The sequence below is a fragment of the Amycolatopsis sp. CA-126428 genome, from assembly GCF_002904335.1.
Lineage (GTDB): Bacteria > Actinomycetota > Actinomycetes > Mycobacteriales > Pseudonocardiaceae > Amycolatopsis.
The window spans coordinates 393891-413251 of record NZ_PPHF01000074.1; the positions used below are offsets into that span (position 1 = coordinate 393891).

Genomic DNA, 19361 nt, shown 5'->3' on the forward strand with positions numbered 1-19361 from the left:
GGGGAGTGCCGGTGCGTGGCTGTGGGTCGCGATCCGGGACGAGTGGAGGGGTGCACGTGTCCCCTCACCGCCCGCCGACGACCAGCCCGGAGCCGATCCGGGTCTCGGTTCTCCTCGCTCGCGGGCGCTACGTGGGGGAGGGGCGGTCATCGAGGAGCTGTACCGCACGGTGCTGGCCAGAGCGGCGTACCAGGACGCGTTCTTCGCTTGGCCACGCCCGGAGAGGGAGCGGTACGTCTCGCTGCTGCGGGCGGCGGATCCGGCGTGGGCGCCGGGTTTTCTGCGCTGGCTGCGAGCCGAGACCCCGATGCGCTATCCGGCGTTGATCGGGGCGGCGGCGTTCGTGGCCGGGCGGCTGGAGCGGGGTGAGCACGGGACCTCGCGGCAGGTGATCGCATCGGTGCTGCGCCGCGCCGACGACCCGGGGCACCTGCTGGCGTACTGGGCTTCGGTGTACGGGCCTTCGCTGCCGAAGCCGGTGAAGCGTGGCGTGGCCGACGCGGTGACGCGCCTGTACGACGAGCGGGCCCTGCTGGCGTTCGACGACGGCGGACACCACTTCGAGCTGGGGTTCATTCGCGCCGATTTGTCGCGGCTGGGCGGCATCGGCACACCCCGGCCGCTGCGGTTCGGCGAGGTGATCAGGCGCGTTCATCCCAGGGCCCGTGACGGCGCCCAGGGTGACTTGTTCCGGCACGCACTGGCGCGGCGGCACGGGAAGGTCCGGACGATTCCGGAAACGTTGCCGCTGGTGCGGAGCTGGGCGGGGATCTCTGGTCCGGGGGATTCCGGTGGGCGGGGTGCTTCGGCGCTTCCGCCGGCCGGGCCGCTGCGGCGGGTTCCGGCGGCTGCGCTTCTCAGGCGGGGCGGTGTGGCGGCCGGGCCGCAAGAACCGTCGGCTGCTCACCACGCGCTGACCGGCCCGCTGCACCTGCTCGCCCGGCTCCACTCCGGCACCGGCCACCCATTGCCCGGCCAGTGGCTCGCCCAGCTGCGGCGGGCCACCACCCCGGCGCACACCGAAACCCTCCTCGCGGCCCTACCCATCACCGACCTGCTGTCCCGGCCCGGCGGCCTCGCCCGGCTGGAACCGCTGATCCCGCACCTGCCCCTCTCCACCCTGCTCGCCCACCTCCGCCGCTTCGATGCCGCCGGGATCGGGTTCGAAACCGCCATGGCCGTCGCCAAGCGGATCGGGGATCCCGGCGAAGTCCGCGCGTCCGGGGTGGGGCCGCTGCGGTTCGCGAAGGCCTGGGGCGGGGTGGCCGGCCGCCGGTGGGAAGCTGCCCTCGCCGCCGGGGCGCGGCACAGCCTCGGCGCCGTCCCGCGGCTGCCGGGGCGGACCCTCGTCGTGATCGAGCCGCGCAGTGACACCCGGATCGTCTTCGGCGTCGCCCTGGCGCAGCGGTGTGACGACGCCGATGTCGTCCTCCTCGGCGGCGGGCGCTTCCCGCTCGAGCCGGGTGAGTCACCGCTGCACGCCCTGATCCGCTGGCACGCCACGGACCTGCGCTCCGACCCACCCGCCGCCGGGCACGACCGGGTCGTCCTCGTCACCGAGCAGTCGCGGGAGGAGCCGGACGTCCCCGCCGGGGTCCCGGTCTACGTCTGGGAGAGCCGGCGGTACAGCCGGTACGAACGCGAGCCCGAGTTCGCGCCCGGTTCGCCGCGCGGGTTCTTCCGCGGGCTCGGCGACGCGTCCTTCCTGCTCATCCCCTGGTGGGAGGAATTCGTCGGCGAGCACCAGAACGAAAGCTGATTTCGTCGTCGGCGACGAACTAGGCTGGCGGTGTCGCGCCTAGCTTCGGGAGGTGCTCGTTTCCGTGAAACTGCGCCCGCACGCCGGCCTCGCCCGCGTCCTCGACGACCTCGGCGGCACGCTCCTGGACCTCGTGCTCGGCGACGGCGACCGCCCGGGCAGCATCGGCGGCGTCGCCATCCACGATCCGCTCGACGAGCCCGCGCTGCCGCAGAACGCCCTGGTGCTGGGGGTCGGCCTCGCCGATCCGGACGAGGTCGTGCGGCAGCTGCGGACGCTGGCCCGCCACGACGCGGCCGGGCTCGTGCTGCGCGCCCCGGTCACGGTGACCCCGGCGATCACCGCCGCCGTCGAGGAGACCGGCGTCGCCCTGCTGAGCCTGGCCCGGGGCGCGTCCTGGACCCAGCTCGCCGCGATGCTGCGGTCGCTGCTGGCCGAGGGCGACGTCGGCGACGCGCAGCCGGAGACCCTGGCCGGGCTGCCCTCGGGTGACCTGTTCGCCGTGGCCAACGCGATCGCCGCGTTGATCGACGCGCCCGTCACCATCGAGGACCGGCGGTCCCGCGTGCTGGCGTTCTCCGGACGGCAGGACGAAGCCGACCCTTCGCGCGTCGAGACCATCCTGGGCCGGCAGGTCCCCGAGCGGTTCGCCCGCATGCTGGCCGAGCGCGGGGTGTTCCGCGAGCTCTACCGCACCGATCAGCCGGTCTACGTCGACCGGCCGGCGGGAAGCCCGGCCGGGTTCATGCTGCCGCGCGTGGCCGTCGCGGTACGGGCGGGCGACGAGATCCTCGGCTCGATCTGGGCTGCGGTGAGCGAGCCGCTGACGCCCGACCGCGCTCAGGCGCTGCGTGACGCCGCCCGCCTGGTGGCCCTGCACCTGCTGCGCGTCCGGGCGGGCGCCGACGTCGAACGGCGGCTGCGCGCGGACCTGCTGAGCACGGCCCTCGAAGGCGGCCCCGCCGCGCGCGAGGCGCTGAGCCGGCTCGGCCTCGCCGATCAGCCGGTCGTCGTGCTGGCCCTCGCGGTCCTCGAAACCGGGGCCGCCGACGCCGAGCTCGCGGCCGGCCGCCAGCGCCTCAGCGACGGGCTGGCGATGCACCTGAGCGCGGTGCACCCGCGCTGCGCCGCGGCGCTCGTCGGCGACACGGCCTACGGGCTGGTGCCGGTGACCCGCGACACCGACGCCGAGCAGCGCGCCCTGCGGATCGCCCAGGATTTCCTGGACCGGGTCGGCGACCGCGTCCGCGCGGTGGTCGGCATCGGCCCGGTGGCGCGCAGCGCGGCCGAGCTGCCGGAAGCCCGCGGCAGCGCGGACCGGGCGTTGCGCGTGCTCCGGTCGGGCAGCGGTGCCGGCCGCCGGGTCGCCCTGCTGGCCGACGTGCACGTCGAGGCCCTGCTGCTGGAGCTGCAGGACCTGGTCGCGGCCCGCGGCGACCGCCCGACCGGCGCGGTCGCCCGCCTGCTCGACTACGACGCCCAGCACCAAGCCCACCTGGTGGAGACGCTGCGAGCCTGGCTGGACGCGTTCGGCGACGTCATCGCGGCCTCCGCGGCGGTCCACGTCCACCCGAACACCTTCCGCTACCGCCTGCGCCGCCTCGCCGAAGTCGGCGGCTTCGACCTCACGGACCCGGAAGCGAGGTTCGCGGCCATGCTCCAGCTCCGCGTGGTCGCCCCACCACCTTCCTGACGGCGTGATCGGAGAGCCGACACGCGTGATTGAAAGGTCGACACGCGTGATTGAAGGGACGACACGACGGAACTCGGGGCGTCCGGCGTGTCGACCCCCAAATCACGCGTGTCGACCCTTGGATCACGCGAGTTGACCCTTGAATCACGCGGATGGCCGCGAAAATGCGTTGGCGGGTGGGCCGGGTGTCGCTACTCTTCGCCGGAACCTGTCCGCCGCGTCGAACGAAGGGAGCCGGCCGTGCGTCACCGCATTGCTGTTGCTTCCCGTCCGCGGTCCGAGGTGATCCTGGTGTCTTCGCGTCCCCGGTGCCGGCCGCGCGGCTCGCACCGGACTCCGTGACGCGTTCCTGAACCACCGCCGCGGGGAATCGCGCCGTCCCGATCACTTCGTCCACAAAGGACTGTGTCGTGCGCAACCAACCCCTGGCCACCGTCCGCAACCTGGGCATCCTCGCCCACGTCGACGCGGGCAAGACCACCGTCACCGAACGGATCCTGCGCCACACCGGCGCCACCCACAAGACCGGCGAGGTCCACGACGGCACCACCGTCACCGACTTCGACCCGCAGGAACGCGACCGCGGCATCACCATCTTCGCCGCGGCCGTCAGCTGCTCGTGGAACGGCCACCGGCTCACCCTCATCGACACCCCCGGCCACGCCGACTTCACCGCCGAGGTCGAGCGGTCGCTGCGGGTGCTCGACGGCGCCGTCGCCGTGTTCGACGCCGTCGCCGGGGTCGAGCCGCAGAGCGAGGCCGTGTGGCGGCAGGCCGACCGGCACGGCGTGCCGCGGATCGCGTTCGTCAACAAGCTCGACCGCGCGGGCGCCGACCTCGACGCCGCCGTCGCTTCGATCCGGGCGCGGCTGCACCCGGCGCCGCTGGTCGTGCAGCTGCCGATCGGGCGCGAGGACGGCTTCACCGGCGTCGTCGACCTGCTGCGCCTGCGGAACGAAGACGTGCCGGACGAGCTCGTCGCCGAAGCCCGCCGCCGGCGCCACGCGCTGGAGGAGGCGGTCGCCGAGCTGCACCCGGTGGCCCTCGACGAGTTCTGCGCCACCGGCACGGTCTCGGCGGAGACGCTGGAGAAGGCGCTGCGGGAGCTGACCCTCAGCGGCGACGGGCTCGTCGTGCTGTGCGGGGCGGCCTACCGCGACCGCGGGATCGAGCCGCTGCTCGACGCCGTCGTCGCGTACCTGCCGTCGCCGGCGGACGTCCCGCCGGTGCGGCCCGACCGGCCCGCCGACCCGGCGGCGCCGCCGGCGGCGCTGGTGTTCAAGGTCGTCTCGACGGCGACGGGACGGCTGACGTACCTGCGGGTGTATTCGGGAACGCTGCGGAAGGGGGACCAGGTGACGGACGCGGGACGCACCGAGCGCATCGCGCGCGTCCTGCGCGTGCAGGCCGACCGCCAGTCCGAAGTAGACAGTGCGGTGGCCGGTGACATCGTCGCGGTGGCCGGACCGAAGGCGGCGCGGGTCGGCGCCACCTTCGCCGCGCCCGGCGACCCGGTGCTGCTGGAACCGCCGGTGTCGGCGGACCCGGTGGTCTCGGTGGCGGTCGAACCCCGGCGGGCGGGCGACGGCGAGCGGCTGACGGCGGCCTTGGCCCGGCTGGCCGAGGAGGACCCGTCGCTGGTCGTGCGGGTCGATCCGGAGACCGGGCAGACGGTGCTGTCCGGGCTGGGTGAGCTGCACCTGGAGGTGGCGGTGGAAAGACTACGCCGCGACCGTGGCCTGGAGGTCGCCGTGGGCCGTCCTTCGGTGGCGTACCGGGAGACGGTGGTCAGCGGCGTGACGGGGCTGGTGTACCGCCACGTCAAGCAGGACGGCGGGGCGGGCCAGTTCGCCCACGTGGTGCTGGACGTCTCGCCGGCGCCGGAGGGCTTCGAGTTCGCCTCGGCGGTCGTCGGCGGCCGCGTGCCGCGCGAGTACGTCCGCGCGGTCGAGGCCGGCTGCCGGGACGCGCTGGCCGAGGGGCCGCTGGGCGGCCACCCGGTGACGGGCCTGCGGGTGACGCTGGTCGACGGGGCGACGCACCCGAAGGATTCGTCGGACCTGGCGTTCCGCACGGCGGGCCGGCTCGGGTTGCGGCTGGCGCTGCGCTCGTCGGTCCTGCGCCTGCTCGAGCCGGTGGCCGAGGTGGCGGTGACGGTCCCGCCCGACGTGGTCGGCGGCGTGCTCGGCGACCTCGCCGCCCGCCGGGGCCGGGTGGCCGGCTCGGCGGTCCGGCCGGGTTCGGCGGTGGTGACGGCCACGGTGCCGGTGGCGGAGCTGTTCGGCTACGCGAACCGGCTGCAGAGCCGCACGCAGGGCCGCGGCACGTTCACCGCCCGCCCGGCGGGGTTCGCGCCGGTGCCGTGAGGCCGAGGGTGGTGAGCCGGGCGAACCCCGGCTCACCACCCGCACCGCGTGTCGACCTCCTGATCACGCGTGTCGACCCGCTGATCACGCGTGTCGGCCGTCCCGTCACGCAGGGACCGGCGCGAGCTGCCCTCAGCCGCGCGGCAGCGACTCGATCCCGGCCAGCAGCCGGTCCACGTCGTCCTCGGTGGTGTACGGCGCGATCCCCGCGCGGACCGCGCCCGTGTCGCCCAGCCCCAGCTGCCGGGAACACTCGATCGCGTAGAAACTCCCCGCCGGTGCGTTCACCCCCTGCGCCCCGAGGTGTTCGTACACCGCCTGCGAGGAAACCCCCGCCACGGAGAACAACTCCGTCGGGGTCCGGTGCCGCTCCGGCGCCCCGTACCGCGTCACCCCCGGCAACGCGGCCAGGCCGGCGCCGAGCCGGGCCAGCAGCGCGTTCTCGTGCCCCTCCAGCTCGGCCATCGACTCCGGCAACCGCGACCGGCGCGACCCCGTCCCCGGCACCAGACCCGCGAGAAAGTCGATCGCCGCGGTCGTGCCCGCCAGCAGCTCGTACGGCAGCGTGCCCAGCTCGAACCGCTCCGGCACCGCGTTGGCCGACGGCAGCAGCTTGTCCGGGTGCAGCGTCTCGAGCAACGCCGGCGCCGCCGCGACCACGCCGAGGTGCGGCCCGAGGAACTTGTACGGCGAGCACGCGTAGAAGTCGGCCCCGAGCGCCGTGACGTCGACCGCCGCGTGCGGGGTCAGGTGGACGCCGTCGACGTAGAGCAGCGCGCCCGCGTCGTGCACCTCCGCCGCGATCGCCGGGATGTCGGGGCGGGTGCCGAGCAGGTTGGAGGCCGCCGTCACCGCGACCAGCCGCGTCCGCTCCGACAGCAGCCCGCCGATCGGCGCGAGTTCGCCCGTGGCCGGGTCGAAGTCCGCCCAGCGCACGGTCGCGCCGGCCGCCGCCGCGGCCTGGACCCACGGGCGGATGTTGGCGTCGTGGTCGAGGCGGGTCACCACGACTTCGTCGCCGGGACCCCACTTCTGGGCCAGCGTCCGGGAGAAGTCGTAGGTCAGCTGCGTCATGCTGCGGCCGAAGACGACGCCGGCCGGGTCGGCGGCGAGCAGGTCGGCGGCGGCTTGGCGGGCTTCGGCGACGACCGCGCTCGCCCGGCGCTCGGCCGCGGTGACGACGCCGCGGTTGGCGATCGCCGCGCACAGCGTGCTCGCCACCGCCTCCCCGACGACATCGGGGACCTGCGAGCCGCCCGGTCCGTCGAAGTGGGCGGCACCGCCGTCGAGGGCGGGGAAGTGCGCTCGGATCGTCTGAACGTCGTAGGTCACGCCGCCAGCATGCCGAACCGCGGCCACCGGCCTCAAGATCCCCGCCGCGATGGTCCCGGACGTCAGCGGCCGCGATTGCGGGGGTGCTCCCGGGCCCGGCGCTCGTTGCCGTGCTTGTAGTTGCCGGTCACCCGGGCCATCAGCTGCTGCTGGTCGTCACCCCGCGCCACCGCGGCCAGGAACCGGGCGGCGGCCGCCCCGCGCAGCGTGCCCGCCGGGCGGTCGTGGTGGGTGATCGTCACGGTGCCGCCCTCGTCGCGGTAGGCGAAGCCCTCCGGTGTCCCCATCCGCCCAGGGTGGCACGGGCGGCAACCGGTTTTCCCGGGGTCGGCTTCGGGGGTTTCCCGGATGGTGCCCGCCCCGGGACCCGACAGAATGCGTGGGGTGACCGGAGGGGGAGCAGGGGTGCGAGCCAGGCTGGGGAACAAGTACGTGCTGCTGGGGGCCCAGCTGCTCGTGCTGGTGGCGGTGCTCGTGTCGTACAACGGCGGCCGGTGGCGGTTCCCGGCCTACCGCGTCGACCTCGACGTCTACCGGCTCGGCTCGGCGGCGCTGCTGCACGGCCAGGCGCTCTACGGCACGCTGCCGCCCACCGGCGACGGCCAGTCCCTGCTCTTCACCTACCCGCCGTTCGCGGCCATCGTGCTGGCCCCGCTGGCGCTCCTGCCGTACTGGGCGGCCTGCCTCGCGCTCACCCTGCTCACGCTCGGCGTGCTGGCGGTGGTCCTGGTGACGGTGCTGCGCGCCCTCGGTGCCCGGTGCGACTGGCGGCGGGTGGCGGCGCTGCTGCTGGCCGCCGAGGTGCTGGAACCGGTGCTGCGCACGCTGTACGCGGGGCAGATCGACCTGCTGCTGCTCGTTCTGGTCGTCTTGGACGTCCTGGTGGAGACCCCGCGCCGGCCGCGTGGCCTGCTGATCGGTCTCGCCGCCGCGGTGAAGCTGACGCCGGCGGTGTTCCTGCTGTACTTCCTGCTCCGGCGGGACGGCCGGGCCGCGGTGACCGCCGTCGTGACGTTCCTGGCCGCGACGGCGGTGGGTTTCCTGCTCGCCGGCGCGGACTCGGTGCGGTACTGGACGGGCGCGCTGTGGGACACCGGCCGCGTCGGCGAGCCGACCTACGCCGGCGACCAGTCGCTGCTCGGGCTGCTGGCCAGGGCCGGGGTGCCGCCGGAGGCGCGGACGGCGTGGTGGCTGCCGCTGGTGGCGGTGGTGCTCGTGCTGACGGCGCTGGGCGTGCGGCGCGCGCTGGCCGCGGGGGAGAAGATCGTCGCGCTCGGCCTCAACGCGATCGGGGGGCTGCTGGTCTCGCCGATCTCCTGGACCCACCACTGGGCCTGGGCCGTGGTCGTCCTGCTCGGCTGGGCTGAGCTGGCGCGCCGCACGCGGCGGCGGGGATATGCGCTCCTGGCCGGGGCGGGCGCGGTGCTCTTCGTCGCGGGGCCGCAGTGGTGGTGGCCGCGCGGCGGAGAGGTCGAACGGCAGTGGACCTTCCTCCAGCAGCTCACCGGGAACGGCTATGTCCTTTTCGGACTCGCGGTGCTGCTGACGGCGGTGCTGGTGCGGTTCCCGCGGCGGGCGGAACCGGTCAGCGCCGTCGTGCCGGCCCGAGCCGGAGCCAGCCCGCTCCCAGGATGAGCATCGCCGTGCCGAGCGCCAGGTCGAAGCAGATCCCCGCGGTGTTCAGCGGCAGCGCGTCGGTGATCACGTGCGGCAACGGGAGCAGCCCGGCCAGCCCCACCACGGCGTAGCAGGCACCGGCGACCAGGAGGAACCGGGCGGCCCAGCGCGACGAGCGGGTGCAAAACACCGCGGTGGCGCCGGTCAGCAGGTGCACCAGCGTCCACACGCCGGAGACGGCGAGGACGCCGAAGAGCACGCGCGGGCCACCGCCGGCCGGCACCCCGGCCATCAGCTCCAGCGCGGCGAGGACGAGGAACAGCAGGCCGATCAACATGCCCATGCCCTGGACGGGGGCGGGACCCCGCCGAGGCGCCCGGGTCTCGGGTTCAGTGGCCGTCATGCCTTCGGGGTTCCCCGCCTGAACCCTTTTAAAGCACCACTTCACGGGTATCCGGGCACGATCCGGACCCCGACGAGGAGCGACCCGATGACCGAGTACCGCCACAGCGCGACCGCCGACATCCCCGCGGACGAGCTGTTCGCGTTCCTGAGCCACCCGGAGAACCTGCCCCGGTACTTCCCGCAGATGAAGGTCGCCGAGCCGACGGGCGGGGACAGCGTCCACGTCGAGGCCGAGGTGCACGGCAACCGCGTCGCGAGCGAGGCGTGGCTGCACACCGACGCGGCGACCCGGTCGCTGACGTGGGGTGCGGAGGGCCCGGACGACTACCACGGCGAGCTGCGCATCCGCGACGACGGCCCGGCGTCCTCGGAAATCACCGTCACGCTGCACAGCGTCCGGGAAGCGGACGGGGACGAGGTCCAGCAGGGCCTCGAACAGACGGTCGCCGCGATGACGCACGCCGCGTCCGCCGACGCCGACGTCGAGGCGGCCGAAGGCCAGGGCGGCTGGACCTCCTACGACGGAAAGAGGGACTCGTCGAGCTGAGGCGGGAACGGCCCGTAGGCGTTGCCGCGGGCGCCCCGGGTGCGCACCGCCGGCACGGCGAACAGGTACTTGAGCAGCTTCGGAGGTGCGGCGCCGCGGCCGCGGGCCCGGGCGGCGGCCGCCCGCCGTTCGACCCGCACCTGGTCGGCCTGCACCCGCTCGATCGCGCGGATCCGGCCGGCCTGCACGCCCGCCAGGTCCGCGGGGGTGACGCCGCCGCGGCGGAAGGCGGGGACCAGCCGGTTCGCCGCGGCGACGGCGTCCTGGATCGCCATCAGGATGCCGTTGCCGCCGACCGGGGAAATGACGTGCGCCGCGTCGCCGAGCAGCAGCAGGCCCGGCCGGGACCAGCGGTCCACGCGCGAGATGTCGACCGACAGGAGCGTGGTCTGCGAGAAGTCCGTGAGCAGGTGGGCCCGGTCGGCCAGCCACGGCACGCGTTCGCGCACGAACGCGCGGATCGGCTCCACCCCGCGCTCGCGCAGTGCGGGGTAAGCGCCTTTTTCGATGCTGTAGCCGACCTGCCAGTCGCGGACGCCGCCGAGGACGCCGATGTAGGCGTCGCGCCCGAAGTAGAGGTCGAGGTCCGCGTCCGGCGGGTCGGCGGGGGAGCGGGGCAGCCGGAACCAGAGCAGGTCGGTGGTCGCGCCGAGCGACCGGGCTTGGAGCCCGGCCAGCCGCCGCACGGTGGAGAACCGGCCGTCGGCGCCGACGACGACGGACGCGGCGAGTTCGCCGCCGCGGTGGCGCACGCCGGTCACCGTGCCGTCGCCCGCTTCGAGCAGCCCGGTGACCTTGGCGTTGGTCCGCAGCGTGAACGACGGCAGGGCGCTCGCCCGCTCGGCGAGGAAGTCGAGGAACCGCACCTGGGGCATCAGGGCGACGTAGCCGTACGGCGTGCGGAGGCGGTCGTAGTCGGCGGCGCGGTAGACGCCGTCCGGGGTGTGGAAGCGGAACGAGCGCGCCTTGAAGTGGTCGAGCTCGAGCAGGTCTTCGGCCAAGCCCAGCCGGTCGAGCAGTTCGAGGGTGTACGGGTGCAGCGAGTCGCCGCGGAAGTCGCGGTCGAAGCCGGACCGCGACTCGAGCACGGTGACCTCGATGCCGGCGCGGGCGAGCAGGTAGCCGAGCAGCAGCCCGCCCGGGCCGCCGCCCGCGATCGCGACGCTCACGGCTCGTCCACTGTGGACAGCCGGAACACCGCCATGCCCGGCAGGTGCTCGAGGATCTGCGCGGGGGTCGCGTCCTGGGGGACCGGGAACGCCCTGATCGCCCACGGCACCGACATCGCGGCCAGGTAGGAGGCGACCACCGCGGCCGCCTCCTCGCCGCCGACCGAGTCGGCCCGGCGGCCCTCGCGGCGGCCGCCGGACAGCAGCGCGCACTCCGGCGTGGCCTGGAGGTTCTCCACCCAGTCGCGGTCGCGGACCGGGGAGACGAGGTACTCGCCGCCGTCGCGGGCGACCACGGCCAGTGGCACCCGCCGCGGCTCGCCGGTGCGGCGGCCGCGCGTCTCGACGACGCGCAGGGCGTACCCGCCGTCCGTTGGCGGCTCGGCGGGGGCATCGATCAGCTTCGCGGTCATTTCGGCGTTCATCGCTCGGACGTCCACGCTTCCACGGTAGCAAAACTAGCTAGATTGTCTAGCTAACCTAGAATGACCGGGTGGAAGACAGTCCCGTGGCGCTCCGGGTGAACCTCGCCCTGCGGGAGCTCCTCGCCCTCGCGCACGACGTCCAGATCGCCCTGGCCCGGCGCCTCGGCCTCGGGGCGACCGACGTGCAGGCGCTGCAGCACCTGGCGACCGGCACGCCGATGGGCACCGTCGACCTCGCGCACGCGCTGAAGATCCGGTCCGCGTCGGCCACGGTGCTCGTCGACCGCCTGGAGGCCGCCGGGCACGTCCGCCGCGACCCGCACCCGCGCGACGGGCGGCGGGTGACCCTCGTCGTCAGCGAGGCGGCCCGCACCGAGGTCCGGGCCGCGCTGGCCCCGCTCGTCGACGCCATCACCCGGTTGACCGACGGCTTGGCGCCGGGGCAAGCGGAAGTGGTGGCGCGGTTCCTGGGCGACACCACGGAGATCCTCCGCGCCTACGCCGCCGAGCCGCCGGGCGCGAGTTAGCCGGCAGTCTTGCTCGTATAACGACCTATACGTCGGCTTTTCGAAAAGCCGAAAGCAGAGCCGCAACAGCGAAAAGCCCGCAAGCGACGGACGCGGCCACCTGGACGCTCACCGTGCAGGCCGCCCGGGCGGCGGTGAGCAGCTCGGTGGCCGCCGCGAAGTCGTGGGCCGCGGCTTCGGCCTGTGCCGGTCCGGCCGAAGCCAGCCGTGCCGCCGCGTCGGGCACGCCGGGCGGCACCGCCAGGTGGGCCGCGTAAACGGCCGCCGCCAGCGAGCCGAACGCCGTCGTGCCCAGGCCCGCCCCGAGCTCGTAGCCGGTCTTCTCGACCGCGGCCGCGCCGCCCGCCCGGTCGGCGGGGGCGGCCGCCAGCAGCGTGTCCGTGCTCGACGTCAGCGCGAGCGCCATGCCGAGGCCCGAACCGGCCAGTGCTCCGCCCAGCCACCACGGCGACCCGAGCCCGCCCGTCGCCGGGATGCCGAGGGCCGCCGCCGCGAGCGCGAACCCCGCCGTGCGGACGCGGGTGTTGCCGAACCGCTCCAGCAGCGCCGGCGCCACCACGCTGCCGGCCGCGGACGCGCCGAGCACGAGCAGCAGCCGGGCGGCCGCGGCGGTCGGGGACAGGCCGAGCACCACCTGGAGGTACTGGGCGAGCAGCAGCCCGAGCCCGACCAGGGTGCTCATCACCAGCAGGATCCCGCCGGCCGCGGCCGGCACCCCCGGCCGCCGGAACAAGGCCAGGTCCAGCAGGGGTGTTTCGGCCCGCCGCTGGCGGCGCACGAAGAGCGCGAGGAGGACGCACCCGGCGGCCCCCGCCGCGAAGCCGCCCCCCGACGGCCCGACGGCGGCGGCGATCCCGAGCACCCCACCGGCGGCGAGCACGGCGCTGAGCGCGTCCCACGGCGCACGTCCGGGCGGGCTCCGCGGCAGCCACCGCAGCGCCGCCACGACCGCGGCCAGGATCACCGGCGGGTTGACCAGGAACGTCGCCCGCCAGCCCCACGCCTGCACGAGCAGGCCGCCGAGGACCGGCCCGAACACCGAGCCGGTCCCGGCGATGCCGCTGCACACCGCGATGGCGGTGCGCCGCCGCCGCCGGTCCGGGAACAGCTCCCGCAGCAGCGCCATCGTGACCGGCATGATGAGGGCGCCGCCGACGCCGAGAGCCGCCCGCGCGGCGAGCAGCGCGGGGACGTCGGGGGCGAGCGCGCAGCCGAGCGACGCCACCCCGAACACCACGTAGCCGGTGACGAGCACGCGCCGCCGTCCGAAGCGGTCGCCGAGCGTGGCGGACGGCAGGAGCAGCGGCGCCGCGGCGAGCGGGTAGCTCGCCACGATCCACACCTGCGCGGCCGCACTCGGCCGCAGCTGCCGGACGAGGTCGGGCAGCGCGACGTGAAGCACGGTCGCGTCTACCGCGACCAGGAAAAGGCCGGCGCCGAGCACGGTAAGCAGCGGCCACGCGCGGACGCTCGCGTGCGTCACGGCCACAGCAGGTCCGCGAGGTGCCGCGCGACGACGTCGACGTGGGGCGGGTCGACGACCGACAGGTGGTGCGCCGCCACCGGGACGATCTCCAGCCGCGGGCACAGCCGGTCCCACCCCGCCGCGGGGTCGGTGCGGGAGTAGCGCGGTTCCATCGCGAGCCCGGCGGCGTACGGTTCGGTGGCCCGGTACAGCACCACGCGGCCGTGGTAGGGCCGGGGTGTCCCGCGTTCCGCGGCCAGGGTGTCCAAAAAGGACTGGTGCTGGTGCCGCAGCACGCCGGGGCTGAGCAACCCGGCTTCGGCGACCCGGCGCATGGTGAGCTCGATCTGTTCTTCTTCGGGCAGCGGCGCGAGTTCGTCGTGGCCGAGGCGGACGGTCCGGCCGTAGGTGCCTTCGACGTAGCCGGTGAAGCGCAGGAACCGCCGGGCCGACGACGCGCGCGGATCGAGGTCCGGTTCGGGCAGCGGCAGCATGGTGTCGATGAGCGCGACGAGCTCGACCGGCTCGCCCTCGTCGGCGAGCCGCGCGGCGACGCCGTAGGCGAGGGCACCGCCGAACGACCAGCCGGCGAGGCGGTAGGGGCCGTGGGGCACGCGGGCCCGGACGAGCGGCAGGAGCCGTTCGACGCGGTCCTCGATGCCGGCGCCGGGCACGCGTTCGAAGCCGACGCAGGGCACGCCGGCGGGCAGCCGGTCCAGCAGCGGGCGGTAGACGGTGCAGGTGCTGCCGCCGGGGTGGAACAGCAGCAGGGGCGGGGTGCCGGCGTCGCCGGGTGCGAGCAGGTGCACGGGCCCGCGTGCCTCCCGGGTGTCGAGAAGAGCCCGCGCGACATCGGCGACGGCGGCGAGCGAGTCGTGGCGCAGGAGGTCCGCCGGGTCGACGGGGGTGTCGAGTTCGGTGGCGAGGCCGTCGGCGAGCAGCCGGGCCAGCTGCTCGGGTTGCGGGGTGCCGGTCAGGCGGACGTGCGGGCCGGCGGCCTCGGTGCCGGTGTGCTGCCGCCAGAGCCGGAGCACGAGGCGATCGGCGGCGTCCCAGGCCCGGCCCCGGGCCGGAGGTTCGTCCCCGCGGGGGGCGAGATCGCGGTTGAGGTCGGCGAGGGTGGCTCCTCGGAGAACGGCGGCGGCATCGGGTTCGGCGCCGAGTTCCCGACGGACGGTTTCGCGGATCCGGTTGGCCATGAGCGAGTCGAGTCCGAGGTCGACGAGGGGGACATCGGGGTCCAGGCGGTCGGGGGATAAGCCCATTACGGCGGCGACGATGGCGGCGAGGCGATCGCCGGCGGTGGGTGTTGCGGTGGGGTGGCTTGCGGAGTGACCCGGAGTGGCGTGGGGTCCGGCGGCTGCGGCTGCGGCCGGGGCGGTCGCGGTGGTTGGTGCGGCGAGCCGCTCACCGGCGGTGGCCGGGCGGTGCCCGACGTGGTCCGTGTCTGTGCGCGTGTCCGTGTACCAGTGCCGCTCGTGGCGCCATGGCATCGGGGGCACGTCCGTGAGCTGGGCGCCGTCGTCCGGGGTGGTTGCCGTGATGCGGGTGCCCGCGCAGTACAGCGTGCCCGCCGCCGCCGCGAAGGCGCGGACCTCGTCCTGGCCGCGGCGCAGGGTGCCCGTCACCACCGCGTCCGTGATCCCGGCCGCTTCGAGGGTGCGGGCCAGCGATCCCCGCAGGATCGGGTGCGGAGACACCTCCACGAACACGCGGTGGCCGTCCGCGGCCGCCGCGGTGACCGCCTGGCGGAACCGGACCGGGCGGCGCAGGTGCGCGGCCCAGTAACCGGCGTCGAAGTCCGGGAGCTCGCGCGGGTCGGTCAGCACCGTGTCGTACCAGGGCACCAGCGGCCGCCGCCCGCCCAGCTCGGCGAGTGCGTCACGCAAGGCGCCGAGCACCGGCTCGACCCCGGCCGAATGCCCGGCGACCCCGACGGGCAGCCGCCGCGCGCTCCGCCCGGTGGCCTCGAGCTCGGCGACGAGCCGGTCGAGCACCTGGGCGTCCCCGGCGACGGTCACCTGCCCCGGCGCCGAGTCGACCGCGAGCTCGACGCCGGGGTGCTCGGCGAGCTCGTCGGGAGTCAGCTCGACCGCGGCCATCGCGCCGCCCGGACCGGCCGACTCCAGCAGCCGGGCGCGGGTGGCAACCAGGTGGACGGCCTCGTCGGCGGTCAGCACCCCGGCCACGACGGCCGCGGCCGCGGACCCGAGCGAGTGCCCGAGGACGGCCGCGGGCCGGACGCCGAACGCCTCCCACCGCGCGGCCAGCGCGACCTGCGTCCCGAAGATCGCCGGCTGGGTTTCCGCCAGCGTCCGGGGATTGGGGCCGGTGAGCAGTGAGCGCAACGACCGTCCGGTGTGCTCGGTGAAGGCATCGCCGAGCTTGTCGACCTGCGCGGCGAAGGCGGGCTCGACGGCCAGGAGGTGCCGGCCCATCCCGGCCCATTGGGACCCGTGCCCGGAGAAGACGAAAACGGGCCCTTCCCCGGCGACGGTGGCCCCGGTGACGGCCCCGGCGGGCAGGGGATCGACGCGATCCCCGACGGCTCGCAGCAGCGCGGCGAGTTCACGGTGGTCCGCGGCGGCGAGGGCAGCCCGGTGCGGGCCGGAGTTGTCGCGCCGGAACAGGGTGTGGGTGACGTCGGCGAGCGAACTCCGGCGCCCGGCGGGGGAGTCGAGCCAGTCCGCCAGCTGGGTGGCCCGCTCGGTGAGACGGTCGCGGGTCCGGGCGGACAGCAGCCCGATCCGGACGCCGCCGCCGGAGCCGGTCGGCTGGGCACGGCTCCGCCCCGAAGCACCACTGCCGGACCGGCCGCTCTCCCGACCCACGCCCGGCGCCGCGGCCTCCTCCAGCACCACGTGCGCGTTCGTCCCGCCGAACCCGAACGCGGACACCCCGGCCGTCGCGCGGCCGGTGTGGCGGGGCCAGGGCGTCGGCTCGGCCACCACCCGCAGCCCCAGCGAACCGAACGCGATGTGCGGGTTCGGCGCCGCGAAGTGCAGCTGCGGTGGCAGGATCCCGTGCTGCATCGCGAGCACCACCTTGATCAGCCCGGCGACCCCCGCGGCCGCCTCGGCGTGGGCGATGTTGGTCTTCACCGAACCGATCAGCAACGGCGCCGCGGCCGCACGGCGCGCGCCCAGCACCGCGCCCAGCGCGCGTGCCTCGATCGGGTCGCCCAGCAACGTGCCGGTCCCGTGCGCTTCCACGTAGTCCACAGTGGACGGATCGACGGCCCGGTACGCCTCCCGCAGCATCGCCTGCTGCGCCAGCGGGTTCGGCGCGGCCAAGCCGTTCGAACGGCCGTCGGAATTGACCGCCGAAGCCCGGATCACCGCGAGCACCCGATCGCCGTCGATTTCGGCGTCGGCCAGGCGTTTGAGCACCACGACGCCGCAGCCCTCGGCGCGCGCGATGCCGTCCGCGGCCGCCGAGAACGTCTTGCAGCGGCCGTCGCCCGCCAGCAGGCCCGCGGCCGCGAACGCCGCCGTCGGGCCCGGCAGCAGCATGAGGTTGACCCCCGCCGCCAGCGCCAGGTCCGCGTCGCCGTCACGCAGCGCGCGCACCGCGTGGTGCACCGCGACCAGCGACGACGAGCACGCCGTGTCCACCGCCATGCTCGGCCCGCGCAGGTCGTAGACGTACGACAGCCGGTTGGCCGCGATGCTGGCCGCCGCACCGGTCGCGGTCCACAGGTCCGGCGAGCCGCCGGCCATCGTGAGGTGGCCGTAGTCGTGGGTGGCGATGCCGGTGAACACGCCGGTCCGGCTGCCGCGCAGCGACGCCGGCGCGATGCCGGCGTGCTCGAGCGCCGCCCAGGTGACCTCCAGGAGCATCCGCTGCTGCGGGTCCATCGTCGCCGCTTCGCGTGGCGTGATGCCGAAGTGCTCGGCGTCGAACCCGGCGACGTCGTCGAGGAACCCGCCCAGCACCGGGGCGGCCTCGGCGCTCCAGCGGCCTGGCGGCGCGGTCCGGACGGCGTCGCGTCCGCCGCGCAGCAGGTCCCAGAACTCGCCGGGCCCGTCCGCGCCGGGGAACCGGCAGCCCAGGCCGACGACGGCGACGGGGTCGGTCCGGCGGCGATCCGTGGCGGGCGGGACGTCCGGCTCTTCGGTGCCGGCCAGGCTGCGGACGAGGTGGTCGATGGTCGGGCTTTCCCACAGCAGGGTGGCCGGCAGCCGCCGGCCGAGCCGGTCCTCGAGGTCGGCGGCGATGCCGACGGCCTGGCGGGAGGACAGGCCGTAGTCGCCGAGCGGCCGGTCGGGCTCGGCGGTGACGCCGGTGTGCTCGGCGACGGTGTCCAGGAGCCAGCGGCGCAGGGTGTCGGTCGTCGGCTCGCTCATCGCGCCAGTACCTTTCCGTAGTCGCCGGCGAGGTAGCGGTCGCGGCAGGCGGCGCGCGCGATCTTGCCGCTGGACGTGCGCGGGACCCGCCCGGGCGGCACGAGCAGCACGTCTCGTAGCGCGAGCCCGTGCGCGTCGGAGATCAGCCGCCGGATCGCGGCGGCGAGCGCCCGCTCGGCGGGTTCGGTCAGCTCCGCGTGGCCGCGGTGTTCGGCGACCACGACGACGGCTTCGGTGTCGGTGCCCGCGACCGCGAAGGCGGCGACGCTGCCGGGGCGGATCGCGGGGTCGGCCGACGCGGCGGTCGCTTCGACGTCCTGCGGGTAGTGGTTGCGCCCGTCGACGATGATCAGGTCCTTGATCCGGCCCGCGATGTACAGCTCGCCGTCGTGGCGGACGCCGAGGTCGCCGGTCCGCAGCCAGGACCGGGTGTCGCCGGCCAGCCGGGCGCCGAAGGTTTCGGTGCTCTCCAGGGGTTTCCGCCAGTACCCGGCGCCGACGTTGGGCCCGTGCACCCAGATTTCGCCGACCGAGCCGTCGGGGCGCGCGACCCCGGTGTCCGGGTCGACGAGGGCGACGAGCTGCCCGGCCGGGGCACCGCAGGCGACGAGCCGGATGCCGTCCCCGGCCGGCCGCGCGGTGCCCGTGGCGAGGGCGTCGCGGTCGAACGTGGTGACGCGCGGGGTCGCGGCGGGGCCGGTGGTGACGAAGACGGTGGCCTCGGCCAGCCCGTACGCCGGGCGGGTCAGCTCCGGCCGGTACCCGGCGGCGGCGAAGGCGGTGTGGAACCGGTCGAGGACGTCGGGGTTGATCGGCTCGGCGCCGTTGACGATCGCGGCGACGCGGCCGAGCCGCAGCCGCGCGCGGTCGGCCTCGCGGATCCGGCTCGCGCAGTAGTGGAAGGCGAAGTTCGGGGCCGCGCTCCAGCTGCCCGCGTGGTCGCCGAGCAGCTCCAGCCAGCGGACCGGCCGCTCGATGAAGGCCAGCGGGTCCATCAGCACCGAGCGCAGGCCCAGCGCCAGGGGCGTGATCAGGCCGAGGACGAGCCCCATGTCGTGGAACAGCGGCAGCCACGAGACCGTGGTGGCCGCGGCCGGGTCGAGGCCGAGGCCGCGCACGACCTGGGTGACGTTGGCGAGCACGTTCGCGTGGGTCAGCACCACGCCGGCCGGGCTGCGCGTCGAACCGGAGGTGTACTGCAGGTACGCGACGTCGTCCGGGGCCGCGGCGGGCGCCGGCCACGTTCGCGCCGGTTCCGGCCGGTCCACCGCGACGACGGCGGTGTCCCGGCCGAGGAATTCCTCGACACCCGGCCGGGCGCCGGCCGTGGTGACGACGGCCGACGGCGCGCAGTCGGCGAGGACCGCGGCGAGCCGTCCCGCGTGGCCGGGCAGGCCCGGATCGAACAGGGGCACGGCGATCGCGCCCGCGGTGATCGCGGCGAGGAACCCGATGACGTAGTCCGGGCCCTGCGGGCAGAGCACGGCGACCCGGTCGCCCGGCGACACCGGCAGCGCGCCCGCGGCGGCGTCGACGCGCTCGGCCAGCTGCCGCCAGGACAGCGTGCGCCGCCGCCCCGAGGGGTCCTCGGCGAAGTCGGCGAAGGTCAGGGCGGGGGCGTCGGGCGTGGTCGCCGCCCAGTGGCGCAGGCACGCGGTCAGGGTGTCGCCGCCCACCGCCGGGAAGTTCTCCTGGGACATGGGTTCTCCT

At 75.3% G+C, this 19361-nt stretch carries 14 protein-coding genes; 6 read left to right on the plus strand and 8 right to left on the minus strand.

Going from position 1 to position 19361, the window contains the following annotated elements:
* Positions 1 to 169: 169 nt before the first annotated feature.
* The 3 genes from C2L58_RS20220 (at position 170) to fusA (ending at position 5818) form a co-directional block, all read left to right on the plus strand.
* Positions 170 to 1759 (plus strand): hypothetical protein, encoded by a 1590-nt coding sequence (locus C2L58_RS20220; RefSeq protein WP_103339150.1) that lies wholly within the window; start codon positions 170 to 172, stop codon positions 1757 to 1759.
* Between the two features lie 52 nt (positions 1760 to 1811).
* The gene (locus tag C2L58_RS20225; protein WP_233225809.1) at positions 1812 to 3452 is read left to right on the plus strand and encodes a PucR family transcriptional regulator; all 1641 of its coding nucleotides are present in this window, start codon (positions 1812 to 1814) and stop codon (positions 3450 to 3452) included.
* Positions 3453 to 3862: 410 nt separating this feature from the next.
* Positions 3863 to 5818 (plus strand): elongation factor G, encoded by a 1956-nt coding sequence (fusA, locus tag C2L58_RS20230; protein ID WP_103339151.1) that lies wholly within the window; start codon positions 3863 to 3865, stop codon positions 5816 to 5818.
* Between the two features lie 132 nt (positions 5819 to 5950).
* Here the strand turns inward: fusA and C2L58_RS20235 are convergent, their stop codons facing one another.
* A complete protein-coding gene (locus C2L58_RS20235) occupies positions 5951 to 7150 on the minus strand; it encodes a cysteine desulfurase-like protein (protein WP_103339152.1) in 1200 nt (399 codons plus the stop codon).
* 62 nt (positions 7151 to 7212) lie between these two features.
* Entirely contained in the window at positions 7213 to 7437 is a 225-nt protein-coding gene (locus tag C2L58_RS20240) for a hypothetical protein (protein ID WP_103339153.1), read from the minus strand.
* Between the two features lie 118 nt (positions 7438 to 7555).
* On the opposite strand from C2L58_RS20240, the gene C2L58_RS20245 reads away from it, so the two are divergent.
* The gene (locus C2L58_RS20245; protein ID WP_103339154.1) at positions 7556 to 8785 is read left to right on the plus strand and encodes a glycosyltransferase 87 family protein; all 1230 of its coding nucleotides are present in this window, start codon (positions 7556 to 7558) and stop codon (positions 8783 to 8785) included.
* Here the strand turns inward: C2L58_RS20245 and C2L58_RS20250 are convergent.
* The gene (locus C2L58_RS20250; RefSeq protein ID WP_103339155.1) at positions 8736 to 9170 is read right to left on the minus strand and encodes a DUF4383 domain-containing protein; all 435 of its coding nucleotides are present in this window, start codon (positions 9168 to 9170) and stop codon (positions 8736 to 8738) included. The two genes, C2L58_RS20245 and C2L58_RS20250, sit on opposite strands and share 50 nt — an antisense overlap.
* Positions 9171 to 9257: 87 nt before the next feature.
* Here C2L58_RS20250 and C2L58_RS20255 point away from each other — a divergent pair, with 87 nt between their 5' ends.
* Positions 9258 to 9719, plus strand: coding sequence for an SRPBCC family protein (locus C2L58_RS20255; protein ID WP_103339156.1), 462 nt, complete (start codon positions 9258 to 9260; stop codon positions 9717 to 9719).
* Here C2L58_RS20255 and C2L58_RS20260 read toward each other — a convergent pair.
* Together C2L58_RS20260 and C2L58_RS20265 are read right to left on the minus strand one after the other, a co-directional pair.
* Positions 9689 to 10888 carry an FAD-dependent oxidoreductase gene (locus C2L58_RS20260; protein WP_103339157.1) on the minus strand — a complete coding sequence of 400 codons (1200 nt, stop codon included), beginning with the start codon at positions 10886 to 10888 and terminating at the stop codon, positions 9689 to 9691. The two genes, C2L58_RS20255 and C2L58_RS20260, sit on opposite strands and share 31 nt — an antisense overlap.
* Entirely contained in the window at positions 10885 to 11328 is a 444-nt protein-coding gene (locus C2L58_RS20265; protein WP_103339158.1) for a nitroreductase family deazaflavin-dependent oxidoreductase, read from the minus strand. Before C2L58_RS20265 ends, C2L58_RS20260 begins: the two co-directional genes overlap by 4 nt.
* 53 nt (positions 11329 to 11381) lie before the next feature.
* Between C2L58_RS20265 and C2L58_RS20270 the strand changes: the two genes are divergently transcribed.
* Positions 11382 to 11840, plus strand: coding sequence for a MarR family winged helix-turn-helix transcriptional regulator (locus tag C2L58_RS20270; protein ID WP_103339159.1), 459 nt, complete (start codon positions 11382 to 11384; stop codon positions 11838 to 11840).
* Between the two features lie 25 nt (positions 11841 to 11865).
* On the opposite strand, the gene C2L58_RS20275 is transcribed toward C2L58_RS20270, so the two are convergent.
* Genes C2L58_RS20275 through C2L58_RS20285 form a run of 3 tightly spaced genes read right to left on the minus strand, consistent with a single transcriptional unit; the run spans position 11866 to position 19351 of the window.
* Complete coding sequence (locus tag C2L58_RS20275) at positions 11866 to 13329, minus strand: MFS transporter (RefSeq protein ID WP_233225810.1); 1464 nt, start codon at positions 13327 to 13329, stop codon at positions 11866 to 11868.
* Entirely contained in the window at positions 13320 to 17651 is a 4332-nt protein-coding gene (locus C2L58_RS20280) for a type I polyketide synthase (RefSeq protein WP_103339160.1), read from the minus strand. Before C2L58_RS20280 ends, C2L58_RS20275 begins: the two co-directional genes overlap by 10 nt.
* On the minus strand, positions 17648 to 19351 hold the full coding sequence (locus tag C2L58_RS20285; protein ID WP_103339161.1) for a fatty acyl-AMP ligase: 1704 nt from the start codon (positions 19349 to 19351) through the stop codon (positions 17648 to 17650). Before C2L58_RS20285 ends, C2L58_RS20280 begins: the two co-directional genes overlap by 4 nt.
* Positions 19352 to 19361: the final 10 nt, after the last annotated feature.